The sequence below is a fragment of the Bacillus sp. JZ109 genome, from assembly GCF_053903135.1.
Genome location: NZ_CP096388.1, coordinates 1858740 through 1873079 on the forward strand (window position 1 = coordinate 1858740; position 14340 = coordinate 1873079).

Genomic DNA, 14340 nt, shown 5'->3' on the forward strand with positions numbered 1-14340 from the left:
TTCATACGACAAAAAAGTGAACGGAGGGGTTTCAAATGGAAGAAACCTTTCAATTATTATATGATACATATCATCAAGATTTGTACCAATTTTTATTTTATATGGTAAAGGATAAAAACCAGACAGAAGACCTTCTTCAAGAGGTTTATATCCGGGTATTAAATTCTTATCATACGTTTGAAGGAAGAAGCAGTGAAAAAACATGGCTTTTGTCTATCGCACGCCATGTTGCGATAGACTGGTTTCGTAAACAGCAAACAATCAGACAGCGTATACTCGGTACATTTGACTGGGATACACAGGATGTCAGGGATCAGCAATTGCTGCCGGACGAACTTGCGGTTCAACATGAAAATGTCCGGGAAATTTATGCTGCGCTTGATCAATGTACAATCGATCAAAGAGCTGTGATTATCTTGCGGTTTATTCAGGGATATTCAATACAGGAAACAGCCAAGGCTCTGCGCTTCTCGGAAAGCAAAGTAAAAACGACCCAACACAGAGGGCTCAAAGTACTTCGGAAACATATGGAGCTTTTGAGGGAGGAGCTAATGGATGATGAAGTCAGAATGGAACGAAGAACAGATAAAGGAGTTGTTAAGTCAACTTCCGGCAGTTAAAGACCATCGTTCGCCTCAGGATATTTACAAGCGGCTGACGATGGCAAAGCGTAAAAATAAGCCCGCTGTCAGGTGGATTGGCCCCGCGTGTGCCGCTGCAATTGCGGTTTATATCGCCTTCATTATTTCTCCTCATTTCTTTGATCAGGCACAGCCTCAACAAAAAGAAGCGTCCCAAGAGAACGCAGTAACGAAAACTGAGACAGAAGACAGCCCAAAAGCTGCATCATCTCTGGATCATACATCGTTTGTTGTAACTGAAAAGGAACAAGACAATTACATCACTGTAGCAGTTGCTGATGCCGATACATCTGCAATCATACCTGTCAGCATTCAAAAAACAAATGCATACCAAACGATCCAGGACATGCTGACTGTAAGTAGTGAATTGGATATCTTGGATCATGCCATTACAATTCCATCCTTCATAGATGAAGTAGAAATAAAAGAAAAACCAAAGCAGAAGGAATTAAGTATACGAGTCCATCAGCCAGCTACGGCATTTTCTGTAAAAGATGATACACTGTTAAAAAAATTGCTTAAAGAATCCTTAAAATGGAGTCCTTATGAAAAAGTCAAATTTTTATCGGATCAAAATGAGAGTGGGGTTCGGATTGGCTCATATGGCACTTTTACGGAAATTTCGATTCCCAAACAGTCAAAACGATCCTACTACTTGTACCAAAATAAACAAGGACAAGACTTTCTCGTTCCGTCAAATAATTCTTTTGATACGGTAAAAGAAGCGATTAATGAAATGGAATCGAGCAGTCAAAAAGATACAACACCGCTTATTCAAGCGGGTACTGTCCAATCTGTAACGAAGAAACAGAAGCACTTATATATCCGTTTCTCAAAGGACTCAGAAGTTGAGGATTCTATTGCCAGTATTTTAATGATTGAGGGACTTCTTTTAACCGCAAAAGAGTTTGGCTTCACAGAAGTGACCTTTACCGAAACCAGAACAAACAAAATCGGCAAATATGACGTATCAGATGCAATTCCGGTACCGGCTGCTCCAAATCCGATTTTCTTAAACTAAAATGGGCCCTTTGAGGCTCTTTTTTTAGTTGCTATTCATATAATAGAAATTTTCAAAAAAAAGTTGTGCGTGTATAATAAAACAAGGTAACGATTGAAAGGATTTGAGATGAGTGAACGTGTTAACAATTAAAGGAGTTTCCATCGGGGAAGGAATGCCGAAAATCATCGTTCCGCTGATGGGAAAGACGGAAAAACAAATTCTGAATGAAGCAGAGGCAGTAAAATTACTGAATCCGGACATTGTTGAATGGAGAGTCGACGTATTTGAAAAAGCTAATGACAGAGAAGCGGTCACAAAGCTCATGTCTAAGCTTCGTAAATCTTTAGAAGACAAGCTATTTCTATTTACATTCAGAACCCACAAAGAGGGCGGGAGCATGGAGATGGACGAAAGCTCCTATCTTGCTTTGCTGGAATCGGCAATCCAAACAAAAGACATCGATCTGATAGACATCGAATTATTTTCAGGAGATGCACATGTAAAAGCGTTAGTATCGATGGCGGAAGAAAACAACGTCTATGTGGTGATGTCAAATCACGACTTTGAAAAAACGCCTTCGAAAGATGAGATTCTTTCAAGACTTCGGAAAATGCAGGATTTAGGGGCACATATTCCCAAAATGGCTGTTATGCCGAATGATACTGGAGATCTCCTAACGCTGCTTGATGCGACGTATACAATGAAAACAAGATATGCAGACCGCCCCATTATTACAATGTCAATGGCTGCAACAGGGCTCATCAGCAGGCTGAGCGGTGAGGTTTTTGGATCGGCTTGTACTTTTGGAGCAGGAGAAGAGGCGTCCGCACCAGGTCAAATACCTGTTTCTGAGCTAAGGAGTGTCTTAGATATTTTGCATAAAAACACACGAGGATAGAACAATAAAAAAACTCAAGCTTTATAGCTTGAGTTTTTTTGATTATGGCAGATCAATGAGCTTCACAGACACAATATCAGGGACATTTGTTAGTTCTTTCACAATTTTATCTTCCAGATGTCTGTCAAAGGAAAGCATCATGATGGCTTCTCCGCCTTTTTCCTTACGGCCAACCTGCATAGTTGCAATGTTAATATCGTTATCTCCGAGAATACGTCCTACTCGGCCGATGACACCTGTTGTATCTTGATGCTGGATATACACCAAGTGACCTGTCGGATAAAAATCAATATTAAATCCATTGATCTCGACAATTCGTTCTCCGAAATGAGGAATATACGTAGCTGTTACAGTAAAGGTGCTGCGGTCTCCTGTCACTTTTACACTGATGCAGTTATCGTATCCAGATTCAGAAGAGGAAATTTTTTCACTGAAGCTGATGCCGCGTTCTTTTGCGACACCCCCGGCATTGACCTCGTTAACAGTAGAGTCAACGCGCGGTTTTAAAAAGCCTGACAGAAGGGCTTTTGTAATGAACGATGTTTCAAGTTTAGCAATTGTGCCTTCATATTGAATGGCAACATCCTGTACTGGTTCTTTCATGCACTGTGATACAAGGCTGCCAATTTTTCCTGCAATTTGATGGTAGGGCTTAATTTTAGCAAATTCATCTTTTGTCATGGCAGGCAGGTTGATAGCTGACATGACAGGCAGGCCTTTTGCGAACTGCAGAACTTCTTCTGACACTTGGGCGGCGACATTGAGCTGTGCTTCTTTCGTTGATGCTCCTAAGTGAGGAGTGGCAATGACTAATGGATGATCAACAAGTTTGTTGTCAACTGGCGGTTCAACTTCGAAAACGTCAAGAGCCGCTCCCGCAACATGCCCGTTTTCCAAAGCTTCGAGAAGTGCTGCTTCATCGATAATTCCGCCTCGCGCACAGTTAATTAAGCGAACGCCTTTTTTCGTTTTTGCAATCGTTTCTTTATTCAATAAGCCTTTTGTTTCTTTTGTTAAAGGCGTGTGAACGGTAATGATATCCGCACTTTCAAGCACTTCTTCAAATGTACGGCTGTTTACGCCGATTTTTTTCGCTCTTTCTTCCGTTAAGAAAGGATCAAAAACGTGCACTGTCATACCGAACGCTCTCGCACGCTGTGCAATTTCACTTCCGATTCGGCCTAATCCTACAATACCAAGCGTTTTTCCATAGAGCTCTGAACCCACATAAGCTGTGCGGTTCCACTCTCTGGATTTCACTGAGATATTAGCCTGCGGAATGTGTCTCATTAAAGAAGAGATCATTGCAAATGTATGCTCAGCTGTCGAAATGGTGTTGCCGTTCGGAGCATTGATCACGATTACCCCGTGTTTCGTAGCCTCATCAATATCGATATTATCGACACCGACACCGGCTCTTCCGACAATTTTTAAAGAAGTCATTTTGTTGAAAAGGTCTTCTGTTACTTTTGTCGCACTTCGCACCAAAAGAGCATCAAAAGTATGTAATTCATCTTCTGCATCTGCTACGTTTTTTTGAACGATTTCAATAAAGTCTGATTCAATAAGTGGCTGTAAACCGTCGTTGCTCATTTTGTCTGAGACCAATACTCGAAACATCGTTAGATTTCCTCCTAAATTGACAAACTAAATATCTGATAATTTAACATATTCTCAAAAGAGTGTCAACGTGTATTGACGCAGTAAAGGATAAAAGTAAAGCCTAATAAATCAATGATTTGACAGCTTGCAGGTAATATATATAATTTGAAGCAATTCTCTATACAGCCAACCAGTTATCGTTTATAATGTAATTAAATTTCATATGATCAATCTTCGGGGCAGGGTGAAATTCCCTACCGGCGGTGATGAGCCAATGGCTCTAAGCCCGCGAGCTGTCTTTACAGCAGGATTCGGTGAGATTCCGGAGCCGACAGTACAGTCTGGATGGGAGAAGATGGAGGTTCATAAGCGTTTTGAAATTGAATTTTTCAAACGTTTCTTTGCCTAGCCTAATTTTCGAAACCCCGCTTTTATATATGAAGCGGTTTTTTTATTGGCTGGAAAAGAACCTTTCCGTTTTCGAGTAAGATGTGATCGAAAAGGAGAGAATGAAGTGAAAGTAAAAAAATTAGTTGTGGTCAGCATGCTGAGCAGCATTGCATTTGTTTTGATGCTGTTAAATTTCCCGTTTCCGGGTCTTCCGGATTATTTAAAAATCGATTTTAGCGACGTTCCCGCTATTATTGCCATTCTGATTTACGGACCTTTGGCGGGTATTGCCGTAGAAGCGATAAAAAATGTTCTTCAGTATATCATTCAGGGAAGCATGGCCGGAGTTCCTGTAGGGCAAGTTGCGAATTTTATTGCAGGAACACTCTTTATATTACCGACTGCTTTCTTATTTAAAAAACTCAACTCAGCAAAGGGCTTGGCTGTCAGCCTGCTTTTGGGAACTGCAGCGATGACCATTTTAATGAGTATTTTAAATTATGTTCTGATTCTTCCGGCATACACGTGGTTTTTACATTCACCGGCATTATCCGACAGCGCGCTAAAAACAGCTGTCGTCGCAGGTATCCTGCCGTTTAACATGATAAAAGGTATTGTAATTACGGTTGTATTCTCACTAATTTTTATCAAGCTTAAGCCATGGATTGAGCAGCAGCGAAGTGCACATATCCATTAAATAAAAAAGCTCCCGTTCGGGAGCTTTTTTTAGTTACTTCTATTCAAATTTAAGCGGGTCGCCTTCAAATGGCTCATCCGCCACTTTGATGGAATCAGTAGGGCATCCTTCAAATGCGTCAATCATATCTTCTTCCAGTACCTCAGGAACTTCGACAACACCTTTGTTTTCATCAAGCGTTACGAACGCGATGCCTTCATCATCGTAATCGTAAATGTCTGGTGCAGCAGCTCCGCAAGCGCCGCATGCAATACATGTATCTTTGTCTACGATTGTGTACTTTGCCATGAATAAAACCTCCCAGATTGTTCTTGGTGGAACAAATGGATCAATCTTTATATTTAATCAATTTAACACCTATTCCTCTTACTTATTGTAATGATGTTGCTGCTACATTTCAACAGAAAAATGATTGAGAATGCTTATCACATAAGGGGTTATCTACATAACATCTCCCTTAATGATGACTTTAAACGTCGATTTCTGTTTGAAATCTGTTAAAATAAAAAGAGCAAATCAACGATTTTTGTCAGGAAGAATGTAGGTGGATAGGTTGTCATTAAATTACTTCGATATTATGGTTCTCGATTGTCTTTGCAAAATAAACGGGGAACGGTCGGGAAGCGCTGTTTTTCACCTATTCAAAGGCAAGAGATCGTCACAAACCATTCAAGATGCCGGCTTATTTCAGACTGCAAAATACTTTGGAATGGCGGCAAAATGTTCGAGAAGCGATATTTCTGCGTCGCTTGACAAGCTTGAAAAGCATTCATATCTCGCGCCAATGTCTGAAACAGATACATACAAAGTGACAGACAGCGGCGCAGCAGTTTTGAGACATTCCCTTAGCGAGCGGCCGTGGCCCGTTTATTGTCACGGTGCTCATTATCAGCAGGCTGCCCGCGTGCTTTGGAAAAGGCTTTCGCTGCTTGTGCAGGTCCTATCCCATAAACAGCAAGGGAGCAGGCAGTATATCCCTGTCACAAAGGATCATAAGACACTCCACTGGGTAAAGAAATACCTGTCCCGGCATACGGATCATATAGAGATGGCAAAAAGCCTTTTTGCCATGCTTGAGACACATTTGAAAAAGATTGAAAACAAAGCAGCGCAAATTTTTGTCTACTCCTTAACCTCGCACCATCGGATCGGTTATACGAGCAGGCAGCTTGCTGATACGCTGGAAGAAGATGAATGGTATGTCTATATCATGTTTTGGGCTTCAGTACATTATTTTATTCATTCTCTTCCGGAGTGTGAAGATGCTTTGTTAAAGGATCTCCTTTCTGATGTGCACTTAGATAATGCCCTGACAGAGTCGACGAGGAAAACATGGCAGATGGTCAAACAAGGGTTTCCGATACATCGAATTGCTGAAATCAGAAAGCTGAAAACAGCGACGATTGAAGACCACATTGTCGAGATTTCTCTCCATGAGCCTACGTTTATGATTAATGATTATGTATCAGCAGAAGACCAGCTCCAAATCGCAGAGTTTGCCAAACGGATGCGGACGAATAAAATCAAACAAATTCGCGACGGGCTGGAACAGCGGTTCAGCTACTTTCAAATCAGACTGGCATTGACAAAGCAGGTGCAGCAATATGACTAAATTACAGCAAACGTTATATCAGTTTTTTGGTTTTACTTCCTTTAAAAAAGGGCAGCAGGACATTATTGAAAGCATACTCAGCGGTAAGGATACCATTGCAATGCTCCCGACTGGGGGAGGGAAATCGCTTTGCTACCAGCTGCCTGGTTATATGCTTGACGGCATGGTATTAATCGTTTCTCCACTGCTTTCTTTAATGGAGGATCAGGTGCAGCAGCTGAAAGCCCGGGGGGAAAAGCGTGCTGCAGCTTTGAACAGCATGCTTAACAGGCAGGAAAGACAATTTGTTTTAGAACATATTCATCGATATAAATTTTTGTACTTGTCTCCTGAAGCTTTACAGTCTCCATATGTATTGGAAAAATTGAAAAGCGTCCCGATCAGCCTATTTGTTATTGACGAAGCGCATTGTATTTCTGAATGGGGACACGACTTCAGGCCTGATTATTCAAAGCTCGGACAGCTGAGAAAAAAACTTGGTCACCCGCCCGTTCTGGCATTGACCGCCACGGCTACAAAGGAAACGCTGCAAGATGTCATGAACCTGCTGGAGCTGCAGCATGCTGTACGCCATCTCAACTCAGTCAACCGCCCAAACATCGCACTGAGGGTTGAAAATGCGGCGGATACTGCCGAAAAAATAGATAGGGTCATTCAGCTGGTTGAAAACCTGCAAGGCCCGGGAATTGTTTATTGTCCAACACGGAAATGGGCTGAGGAATTAGCGGGTGAAATTAAAAGCAAAACGAGCAGCAGAGCCGACTTTTACCATGGCGGTTTGGAGTCAGGGGACAGGATTTTAATTCAGCAGCAGTTTATTCATAACCAGCTTGATGTGATATGTTGTACGAATGCGTTTGGAATGGGTGTCGATAAACCTGATATCAGATATGTGATTCATTTTCACCTCCCGCAGACGGCAGAAGCTTTTATGCAGGAAATCGGCAGAGCGGGACGCGACGGAAAGCCGAGTGTCAGCATTTTGCTGCGGGCGCCAGGGGATTTTGAATTGCAGGAACAAATTATCCAGATGGAGAGTGTCACAGCTGAAGAAATCGCCGACGTAATCCGTGTGCTAGAGAAGACGGAGGAGCGGGATGAGAGAAGGCTGCGTGACGTATTACTTCAGTATGGCGTCGGAGAGACACAGGCCCGTATGATGATTCATCTCTTTATGCAGGGAAAAACATCAGTTGAACTGATGAAGAAAGAAATTTCATATCGCATGGAGCTGAAGCTGGAAAAAATGCACCGTGTATCATTTTTGCTTCAGCGTGACGGCTGTTTAAGGCAGGCACTGTTAACCTACTTTGATGAATCATACGAGCCCGATGACGGAAACCTTCCGTGCTGTTCACATTGCGGTTTTGATTTATCCTTTTATGAACAAAAAGGGGAACGGAGTAAAATGGCGCCATTAGACAGCTGGAGTTCGGAATTGCACCGGATATTCAGCTTGCAGACTGTAGGTGAGCTGAACTGAAACAGCAAAAAGATTATATTCAGCATATGACTGACCGTGACATGCTGAAGCAGTTATATTTGACGCAGCTACTCATCATATTTGCCGCTGCTGCAGCAGGACTGTTCTTTTTTGAGGATGTACGGGACGTATTAAAGCTCTGGGACATTCGCGATATGCGAATCATCTGGTATGGTGTTTCTATAGCTGTTATTGTTATTTTAGCCGATATGGCAGTAATGAAATGGTTTCCGTCTCATTTATATGATGACGGCGGAATCAATAAAAAAATATTCAGTAAGAGGTCAATCCCTCATATTATATTTTTAACGCTTCTGATTGCTTTCGCGGAAGAAATGTTATTCAGAGGAGTGCTGCAGACTCATATCGGTTTATGGGCGGCCAGCCTTATATTTGCCGCTCTGCACTTTCGGTATTTGTCAAAATGGCTGTTATTTATTATGGTGACAGCAATCAGCTTTTTGCTCGGTCTGATGTATGAATGGACCGGCAACTTATTTGTTCCGATGACGGCGCATTTTATCATTGATGCCGTGTTTGCCTGTCAGATTCGTTTTGAACATGTGAGGAGGGATAAACATGACGAACATGTCGAGAGTAGAGAGAAGAAAAGCCCAGAATCTTTATGAAGATCAAAACGCCGCATTGGCGGACGATTATGTCGATGATGGAGAAAGCCTTCCGACAAGACAATCTGTAAAAAATCAAAGAGAACAGAAAAAAAAGCAAGGCAAAACAAAAACGCCATTATTCACAGTACTCGCAGTAATATTTGTATTTGTGCCAGTTATCGTTTTAGTCACGTTATTTTATCTAAAGAGCCACCCGGATAATCATGACGATTATGAAGACGTTTTTATTGACAGCAGCCAAAGCAAATATGAGGTTGTCCCGAAATCAGAGGATAAAAACGATACCGCAGACACTAAAGAAACCGCACTGCAGAAGGAGTCAAAAAAAGAGCCAGAAGATTCCAAGCCAAAAGAGCAAACAGCTGCTGATAAGAAACAGACTGCTGTAGCGGAAAAAGAAGACTCGGCAAATAAGGAGGAAGCAACCGCCGCGGCTGCTTCCTCTTCCCAATCAACAGTACAACAGCAAGAACAGCAACAGCAGCCGGCTGAGCCAGTTCAAAATGTGCCGAATCGCGTTGTCAAGCACACCGTCCAAAAGAAAGAAACGCTATACCGCATTTCCATGAAGTATTATAAAAGCCGGACAGGAGAAGAAAAAATTCGAGCGTATAATCATCTGAATGGAATTGATGTTTACACCGGACAAGTTTTGGACATCCCCTTAATGGATGAATAGGGTATTATTTTTATTTTACGTTCATATATTGTAGCAATGAAAATGGACAAGGTGTGAAGCGTATGGAATCCTTATGGAATCAGCTGGATCAGTTTACAGACGCGCCGACCAAACAGATGCTCCAAGCGCTGGTAAAACGAAAACAAAAATTCGAAAATTATGCAGCACAATGCCGCAGATGGCGATGGGCTTCACTTATCTGCCTAGGCTTATTATGTGTTATGATCATGATCAAAAGCCCGGAGCCTCAGCTTATACTTCAAGAAATACTTAGCCATACCTTTTATTTATTTTGGATGCTGGCAACCGCTTTTGCCTACTGCACTTCATATTATTTCAAGAAAAAGGAAGAAAAATCCGAGACTGATTTCCATAAACTGAGATGTGAAATTATTCAGAAAAGCACTGATCTCTGGCCGCAGCCCGATAAATGGAAGGCGAGAGAGTCTGTTTTTCATATGATGAAGCACAAATATGACATTAATCTATATTTTGAAAGTAAATAAAATGGGGCGTTTTCTCAAACGATAGAAACGTCTTTTTTTTATTGTCCGTCTTATTGATAAGTTCTAAAAAGAATGGAGAGTTTTTTTATGAAGCTATCAGTGAAAATTGCCGGTGTACTAACTGTTGCGGCAGCGGCAATGACGGCAAAAATGTATGCAACAGCAAAAGGCAATCATTTGAAGACACATACGTTTCCTTTATCAAAGATGAAGGGCAAGCCGCCTCTGACAATCTTTTTTATTTCAGACATTCACAAACGTCTCATCGATCAAGACCTTTTAGAAAAAGCGCGAAGCCATGCCCCTCACTTGGTTATAATCGGCGGTGATTTAGCTGAGGGCGGGGTGCCCAGTGCGAGAATCGAGGAAAACATCAAAAGGGTCGTACATTTCGGAGTCCCTATCGTGTTTGTGTGGGGGAATAATGATTATGAAGTCAGGCAGCATAAGCTGTATTCCATATTTAAAGCGCACGGCGTCATCACTCTGAGAAATGAGTCAGTCCCGTTTTCATACAATGGGCATACGATTGCGATTGCGGGGGTTGATGATATCAGGATGGAGATGGATCATTATGAGGAAGCCATCAAAGAACTTGATGAAAGCCAGCTGAATATTCTGGTTTGCCATAATCCGGAGATTCATGAACAAATCAATGAAGATGACGGTATTGATGTGATACTCAGCGGACATACCCATGGAGGCCAGATCAGGTTTGGAAAATTTGGCCCTTATGAACTGGGGAAAACAGGTATTGTTAAAAACGCGGCATATCTGATCAGCAACGGCTACGGCACGACAAAAGTGCCTCTTCGTTTAGGTGCTGAGCCTGAAACACACATTGTGACTCTTTGCGGGCCAGAATAACTTCTAAAAAGCAAAAATCCATATGGCAATAAAAACTGCATTGTGCTTGTCTTACTAGTGAACTCAGTGTAAACTGATAACAATTAAGAACCTATGACTCATCATCTCATATAATGTGTTATATGATTTGTGTGCAAGTAGAGGCAGGAGGGAACGTTATGCGGCTTGAGCGTCTGAATTATAATAAGATCAAAATCTTTTTAACCCTCGATGATTTGACAGACCGGGGATTGACAAAAGAAGACCTCTGGAAGGACTCATTCAAAGTCCACCAGTTATTTAAAGATATGATGAATGAAGCAAATACAGAGCTCGGCTTTGAAGCGAATGGACCGATTGCAGTGGAAGTGTATTCTCTCCAAGCACAAGGGATGGTCGTGATTGTAACAAAGAACCAAGACGCCGATTCAGAAGACGATGAGTATGATGATGATTACATCGAAATGCAAGTCAAGCTTGATGAAAGCGCGGACATCATATATCAATTCCATTCCTTTGAAGATATCATTCAGCTTTCAGAAAGCTTACAGCGAATCGGTATCACAGGGGGAACTGTCTACCACTATGACGGGCAGTACTTTTTAAGCCTTGAAGATCTAGGGTCACATACGGCTGAAGGGGTTGTGGCGGTTCTGGCTGAATACGGCAATCCGACAACTTTAACGATTTATCGCCTGCAAGAGTATGGTAAGCTCATTATGGACGGTAATGCCGTAGAAACGATACAAACTCATTTTTCATAAGAATGCAACGGAAAACTGCTGATTTCAGCAGTTTTTTTTCGTTAAAAAACATGGAAAAACATAACGTTTATTCTATGCACAGATCATATGAAGGTGTATACTATTCTCTGAAAGGGAGCATGTGAGAAACAGAAGATTCTAGGAGGTTAACTCAAATGGCAGCCGATCGAAACACCGGTCATACAGAAGAGGACAAACTTGATGTATTAAAATCAACCCAAACCGTAATACATAAGGCTCTGGAAAAATTGGGATATCCCGAAGAGGTATACGAATTGTTAAAAGAGCCGATGAGATTATTAACGGTAAAAATACCTGTTCGTATGGACGACGGTTCAGTAAAGATTTTCACAGGATATCGTGCGCAGCACAATGACTCTGTCGGTCCAACGAAAGGCGGGATACGTTTTCACCCGAACGTAACAGAAAAAGAGGTGAAGGCGCTTTCAATTTGGATGAGTTTAAAATGCGGCATAATAGATCTTCCATATGGCGGTGGTAAAGGCGGAATTGTTTGTGATCCAAGGGATATGTCGTTTAGAGAGCTGGAGCGTCTGAGCAGAGGGTATGTCAGAGCGATCAGCCAAATTGTCGGCCCGACAAAAGACGTGCCGGCACCGGATGTATTTACAAACTCACAAATCATGGCTTGGATGATGGATGAGTATTCAAGAATTGATGAATTTAATTCGCCTGGATTTATTACAGGCAAACCGCTTGTGCTTGGCGGATCTCACGGGAGAGAATCTGCGACAGCAAAAGGTGTTACTATCTGTATTAAAGAAGCGGCTAAGAAGAGAGGCATCGATATTAAAGGTGCGCGTGTCGTTGTCCAAGGCTTCGGAAACGCGGGAAGCTATTTGGCAAAATTTATGCATGATGCGGGGGCAAAAGTTGTCGGCATCTCAGATGCGTATGGCGGACTTTATGATCCGGAAGGCCTTGATATCGATTATTTACTCGACCGACGCGACAGCTTCGGTACCGTAACAAAGCTTTTCAACGATACCATTACCAACCAAGAGCTGCTGGAGCTGGATTGTGATATTCTCGTTCCTGCTGCGATTGAAAATCAAATTACAGAAGAAAATGCCCATAATATCCGGGCTAAAATTGTCGTTGAAGCAGCGAACGGACCAACAACGCTTGAAGGAACAAAAATTCTTTCAGACCGGGACATTCTGCTTGTACCAGACGTGCTGGCAAGTGCCGGTGGCGTAACAGTTTCTTATTTTGAATGGGTTCAGAATAACCAAGGCTTCTACTGGAGTGAAGAAGAGGTAGAAGAAAAATTAGAAAAAATGATGGTCAAATCATTTAACAATATTTATGAAATGGCTAACAACCGTAGAATTGACATGAGGCTCGCTGCATATATGGTCGGCGTTCGCAAAATGGCTGAAGCTTCGCGTTTTAGAGGCTGGATATAAGTTGATGATTTGCATAAAAATAAAAAATCTCCTATGATAAAATAGGAGATTTTTTTATTCGGAAATAGAAAATATGAAGTGAAATGCCAATCGCAGGAGTTGACAGAAATGATTCAAGAAAAAGCAATTATTATAGGCGGAGGACCTTGCGGACTATCTGCTGCCATTCACCTAAAACAAATTGGCATTGATGCCCTCGTCATCGAAAAAGGCAATGTCGTTAACAGTATTTACAATTATCCGACGCATCAAACCTTTTTCAGCTCAAGTGAAAAGCTCGAAATCGGAGATGTCGCATTTATTACAGAGAACAGGAAGCCTGTCAGAATCCAGGCTTTATCGTATTACCGTGAAGTCGTTAAACGGAAAAACATCCGTGTTAATGCGTTTGAAATGGTGCATAAAGTGACGAAAACGCAAAAAAACACATTCGTTATTGAGACGTCAAAAGAGACCTACACGACGCCATATTGTATCATCGCCACAGGCTATTATGATCATCCAAACTATATGAATGTACCCGGTGAGGATTTGCCGAAAGTATTTCATTATTTTAAAGAAGGTCACCCGTATTTTGATAAAGATGTTGTTGTTATCGGGGGGAAAAATTCAAGCGTGGACGCTGCCCTTGAACTCGTGAAATCTGGAGCGCGTGTCACAGTTTTATATAGGGGCAATGAGTATTCTCCAAGCATTAAGCCGTGGATTCTGCCGGAATTTGAAGCCCTCGTCAGAAACGGTACAATCCGTATGGAATTTGGCGCTTGTGTCGAAAAAATCACCGAGGATGAAGTTGTGTTTCGCTCCGGAGAGAAAGAACTCATTACCATTAAAAATGATTTTGTATTTGCCATGACAGGCTATCATCCTGATCATCAATTTCTTGAAAAAATTGGTGTTGAAATTGATAAAGAAACAGGGCGTCCATATTTCAACGAAGAAACGATGGAAACGAACGTTGAAGGTGTCTTTATTGCCGGTGTTATTGCTGCGGGAAATAATGCAAATGAAATATTTATTGAAAACGGCAGGTTTCACGGGGGGCATATCGCAGCGGAAATCGCCAAAAGAGAAAACCATTAAAGATGAGGAGCATATGATGCATTCGTATGCTCTTTTTGTTTTTTTAAGTGCAGACAGATGTAAAATTTTAAACA

The 14340-nt window shown here is 41.8% G+C and carries 15 protein-coding genes and 1 riboswitch; of the genes, 13 read left to right on the forward strand and 2 right to left on the reverse strand.

Translation table 11 applies throughout. The features are described 5' to 3' along the window. Positions 1-35: 35 nt before the first annotated feature. The 3 genes from sigX to aroD all read left to right on the forward strand — a co-directional run bounded on the left by sigX (position 36) and on the right by aroD (position 2542). Positions 36-620, forward strand: a complete 585-nt coding sequence (gene sigX / locus M1D94_RS09835) for an RNA polymerase sigma factor SigX (protein WP_003230521.1) — start codon at positions 36-38, stop codon at positions 618-620. After that, positions 556-1662 (forward strand): anti-sigma-X factor RsiX, encoded by a 1107-nt coding sequence (rsiX, locus tag M1D94_RS09840; RefSeq protein WP_049141251.1) that lies wholly within the window; start codon positions 556-558, stop codon positions 1660-1662. Before sigX ends, rsiX begins: the two co-directional genes overlap by 65 nt. Before the next feature lie 112 nt (positions 1663-1774). Further along, positions 1775-2542 carry a type I 3-dehydroquinate dehydratase gene (gene aroD, locus M1D94_RS09845; RefSeq protein WP_456270515.1) on the forward strand — a complete coding sequence of 256 codons (768 nt, stop codon included), beginning with the start codon at positions 1775-1777 and terminating at the stop codon, positions 2540-2542. A 42-nt stretch (positions 2543-2584) separates the two neighbouring features. Here the strand turns inward: aroD and serA are convergent, their stop codons facing one another. Next, positions 2585-4162, reverse strand: coding sequence for a phosphoglycerate dehydrogenase (gene serA / locus M1D94_RS09850; protein ID WP_004398713.1), 1578 nt, complete (start codon positions 4160-4162; stop codon positions 2585-2587). 208 nt (positions 4163-4370) lie between these two features. Then, positions 4371-4505, forward strand: a riboswitch (FMN riboswitch). A 153-nt stretch (positions 4506-4658) separates the two neighbouring features. Here serA and fmnP point away from each other — a divergent pair. Continuing rightward, positions 4659-5231: a riboflavin transporter FmnP gene (fmnP, locus tag M1D94_RS09855; protein WP_004399159.1), complete on the forward strand. Its 573-nt coding sequence runs from the start codon at positions 4659-4661 to the stop codon at positions 5229-5231. Positions 5232-5270: 39 nt separating this feature from the next. Here fmnP and M1D94_RS09860 read toward each other — a convergent pair whose 3' ends face one another. After that, entirely contained in the window at positions 5271-5519 is a 249-nt protein-coding gene (locus M1D94_RS09860) for a ferredoxin (protein ID WP_003225461.1), read from the reverse strand. Positions 5520-5784: 265 nt separating this feature from the next. On the opposite strand from M1D94_RS09860, the gene M1D94_RS09865 reads away from it, so the two are divergent. The 9 genes from M1D94_RS09865 to M1D94_RS09905 all read left to right on the forward strand — a co-directional run bounded on the left by M1D94_RS09865 (position 5785) and on the right by M1D94_RS09905 (position 14266). Next, entirely contained in the window at positions 5785-6843 is a 1059-nt protein-coding gene (locus M1D94_RS09865) for a helix-turn-helix domain-containing protein (protein ID WP_187001794.1), read from the forward strand. After that, positions 6836-8326 (forward strand): RecQ family ATP-dependent DNA helicase, encoded by a 1491-nt coding sequence (locus M1D94_RS09870; protein ID WP_151870191.1) that lies wholly within the window; start codon positions 6836-6838, stop codon positions 8324-8326. Before M1D94_RS09865 ends, M1D94_RS09870 begins: the two co-directional genes overlap by 8 nt. Positions 8327-8352: 26 nt before the next feature. Then, the gene (locus M1D94_RS09875) at positions 8353-8955 is read left to right on the forward strand and encodes a CPBP family intramembrane glutamic endopeptidase (RefSeq protein ID WP_014477208.1); all 603 of its coding nucleotides are present in this window, start codon (positions 8353-8355) and stop codon (positions 8953-8955) included. Continuing rightward, positions 8906-9637 (forward strand): LysM peptidoglycan-binding domain-containing protein, encoded by a 732-nt coding sequence (locus M1D94_RS09880; RefSeq protein WP_282627249.1) that lies wholly within the window; start codon positions 8906-8908, stop codon positions 9635-9637. Before M1D94_RS09875 ends, M1D94_RS09880 begins: the two co-directional genes overlap by 50 nt. A 62-nt stretch (positions 9638-9699) precedes the next feature. Beyond that, entirely contained in the window at positions 9700-10143 is a 444-nt protein-coding gene (locus M1D94_RS09885; RefSeq protein ID WP_003230531.1) for a YpbF family protein, read from the forward strand. Positions 10144-10230: 87 nt separating this feature from the next. Then, entirely contained in the window at positions 10231-11010 is a 780-nt protein-coding gene (locus M1D94_RS09890) for a metallophosphoesterase (RefSeq protein WP_282627248.1), read from the forward strand. A 158-nt stretch (positions 11011-11168) separates the two neighbouring features. Beyond that, positions 11169-11753, forward strand: a complete 585-nt coding sequence (locus tag M1D94_RS09895; RefSeq protein ID WP_003230533.1) for a genetic competence negative regulator — start codon at positions 11169-11171, stop codon at positions 11751-11753. Between the two features lie 155 nt (positions 11754-11908). Then, entirely contained in the window at positions 11909-13183 is a 1275-nt protein-coding gene (gene gudB, locus M1D94_RS09900) for an NAD-specific glutamate dehydrogenase (protein WP_003230536.1), read from the forward strand. 108 nt (positions 13184-13291) lie between these two features. Next, a complete protein-coding gene (locus tag M1D94_RS09905) occupies positions 13292-14266 on the forward strand; it encodes a YpdA family putative bacillithiol disulfide reductase (protein ID WP_038828568.1) in 975 nt (324 codons plus the stop codon). The last annotated feature ends 74 nt before the right edge of the window (positions 14267-14340 follow it).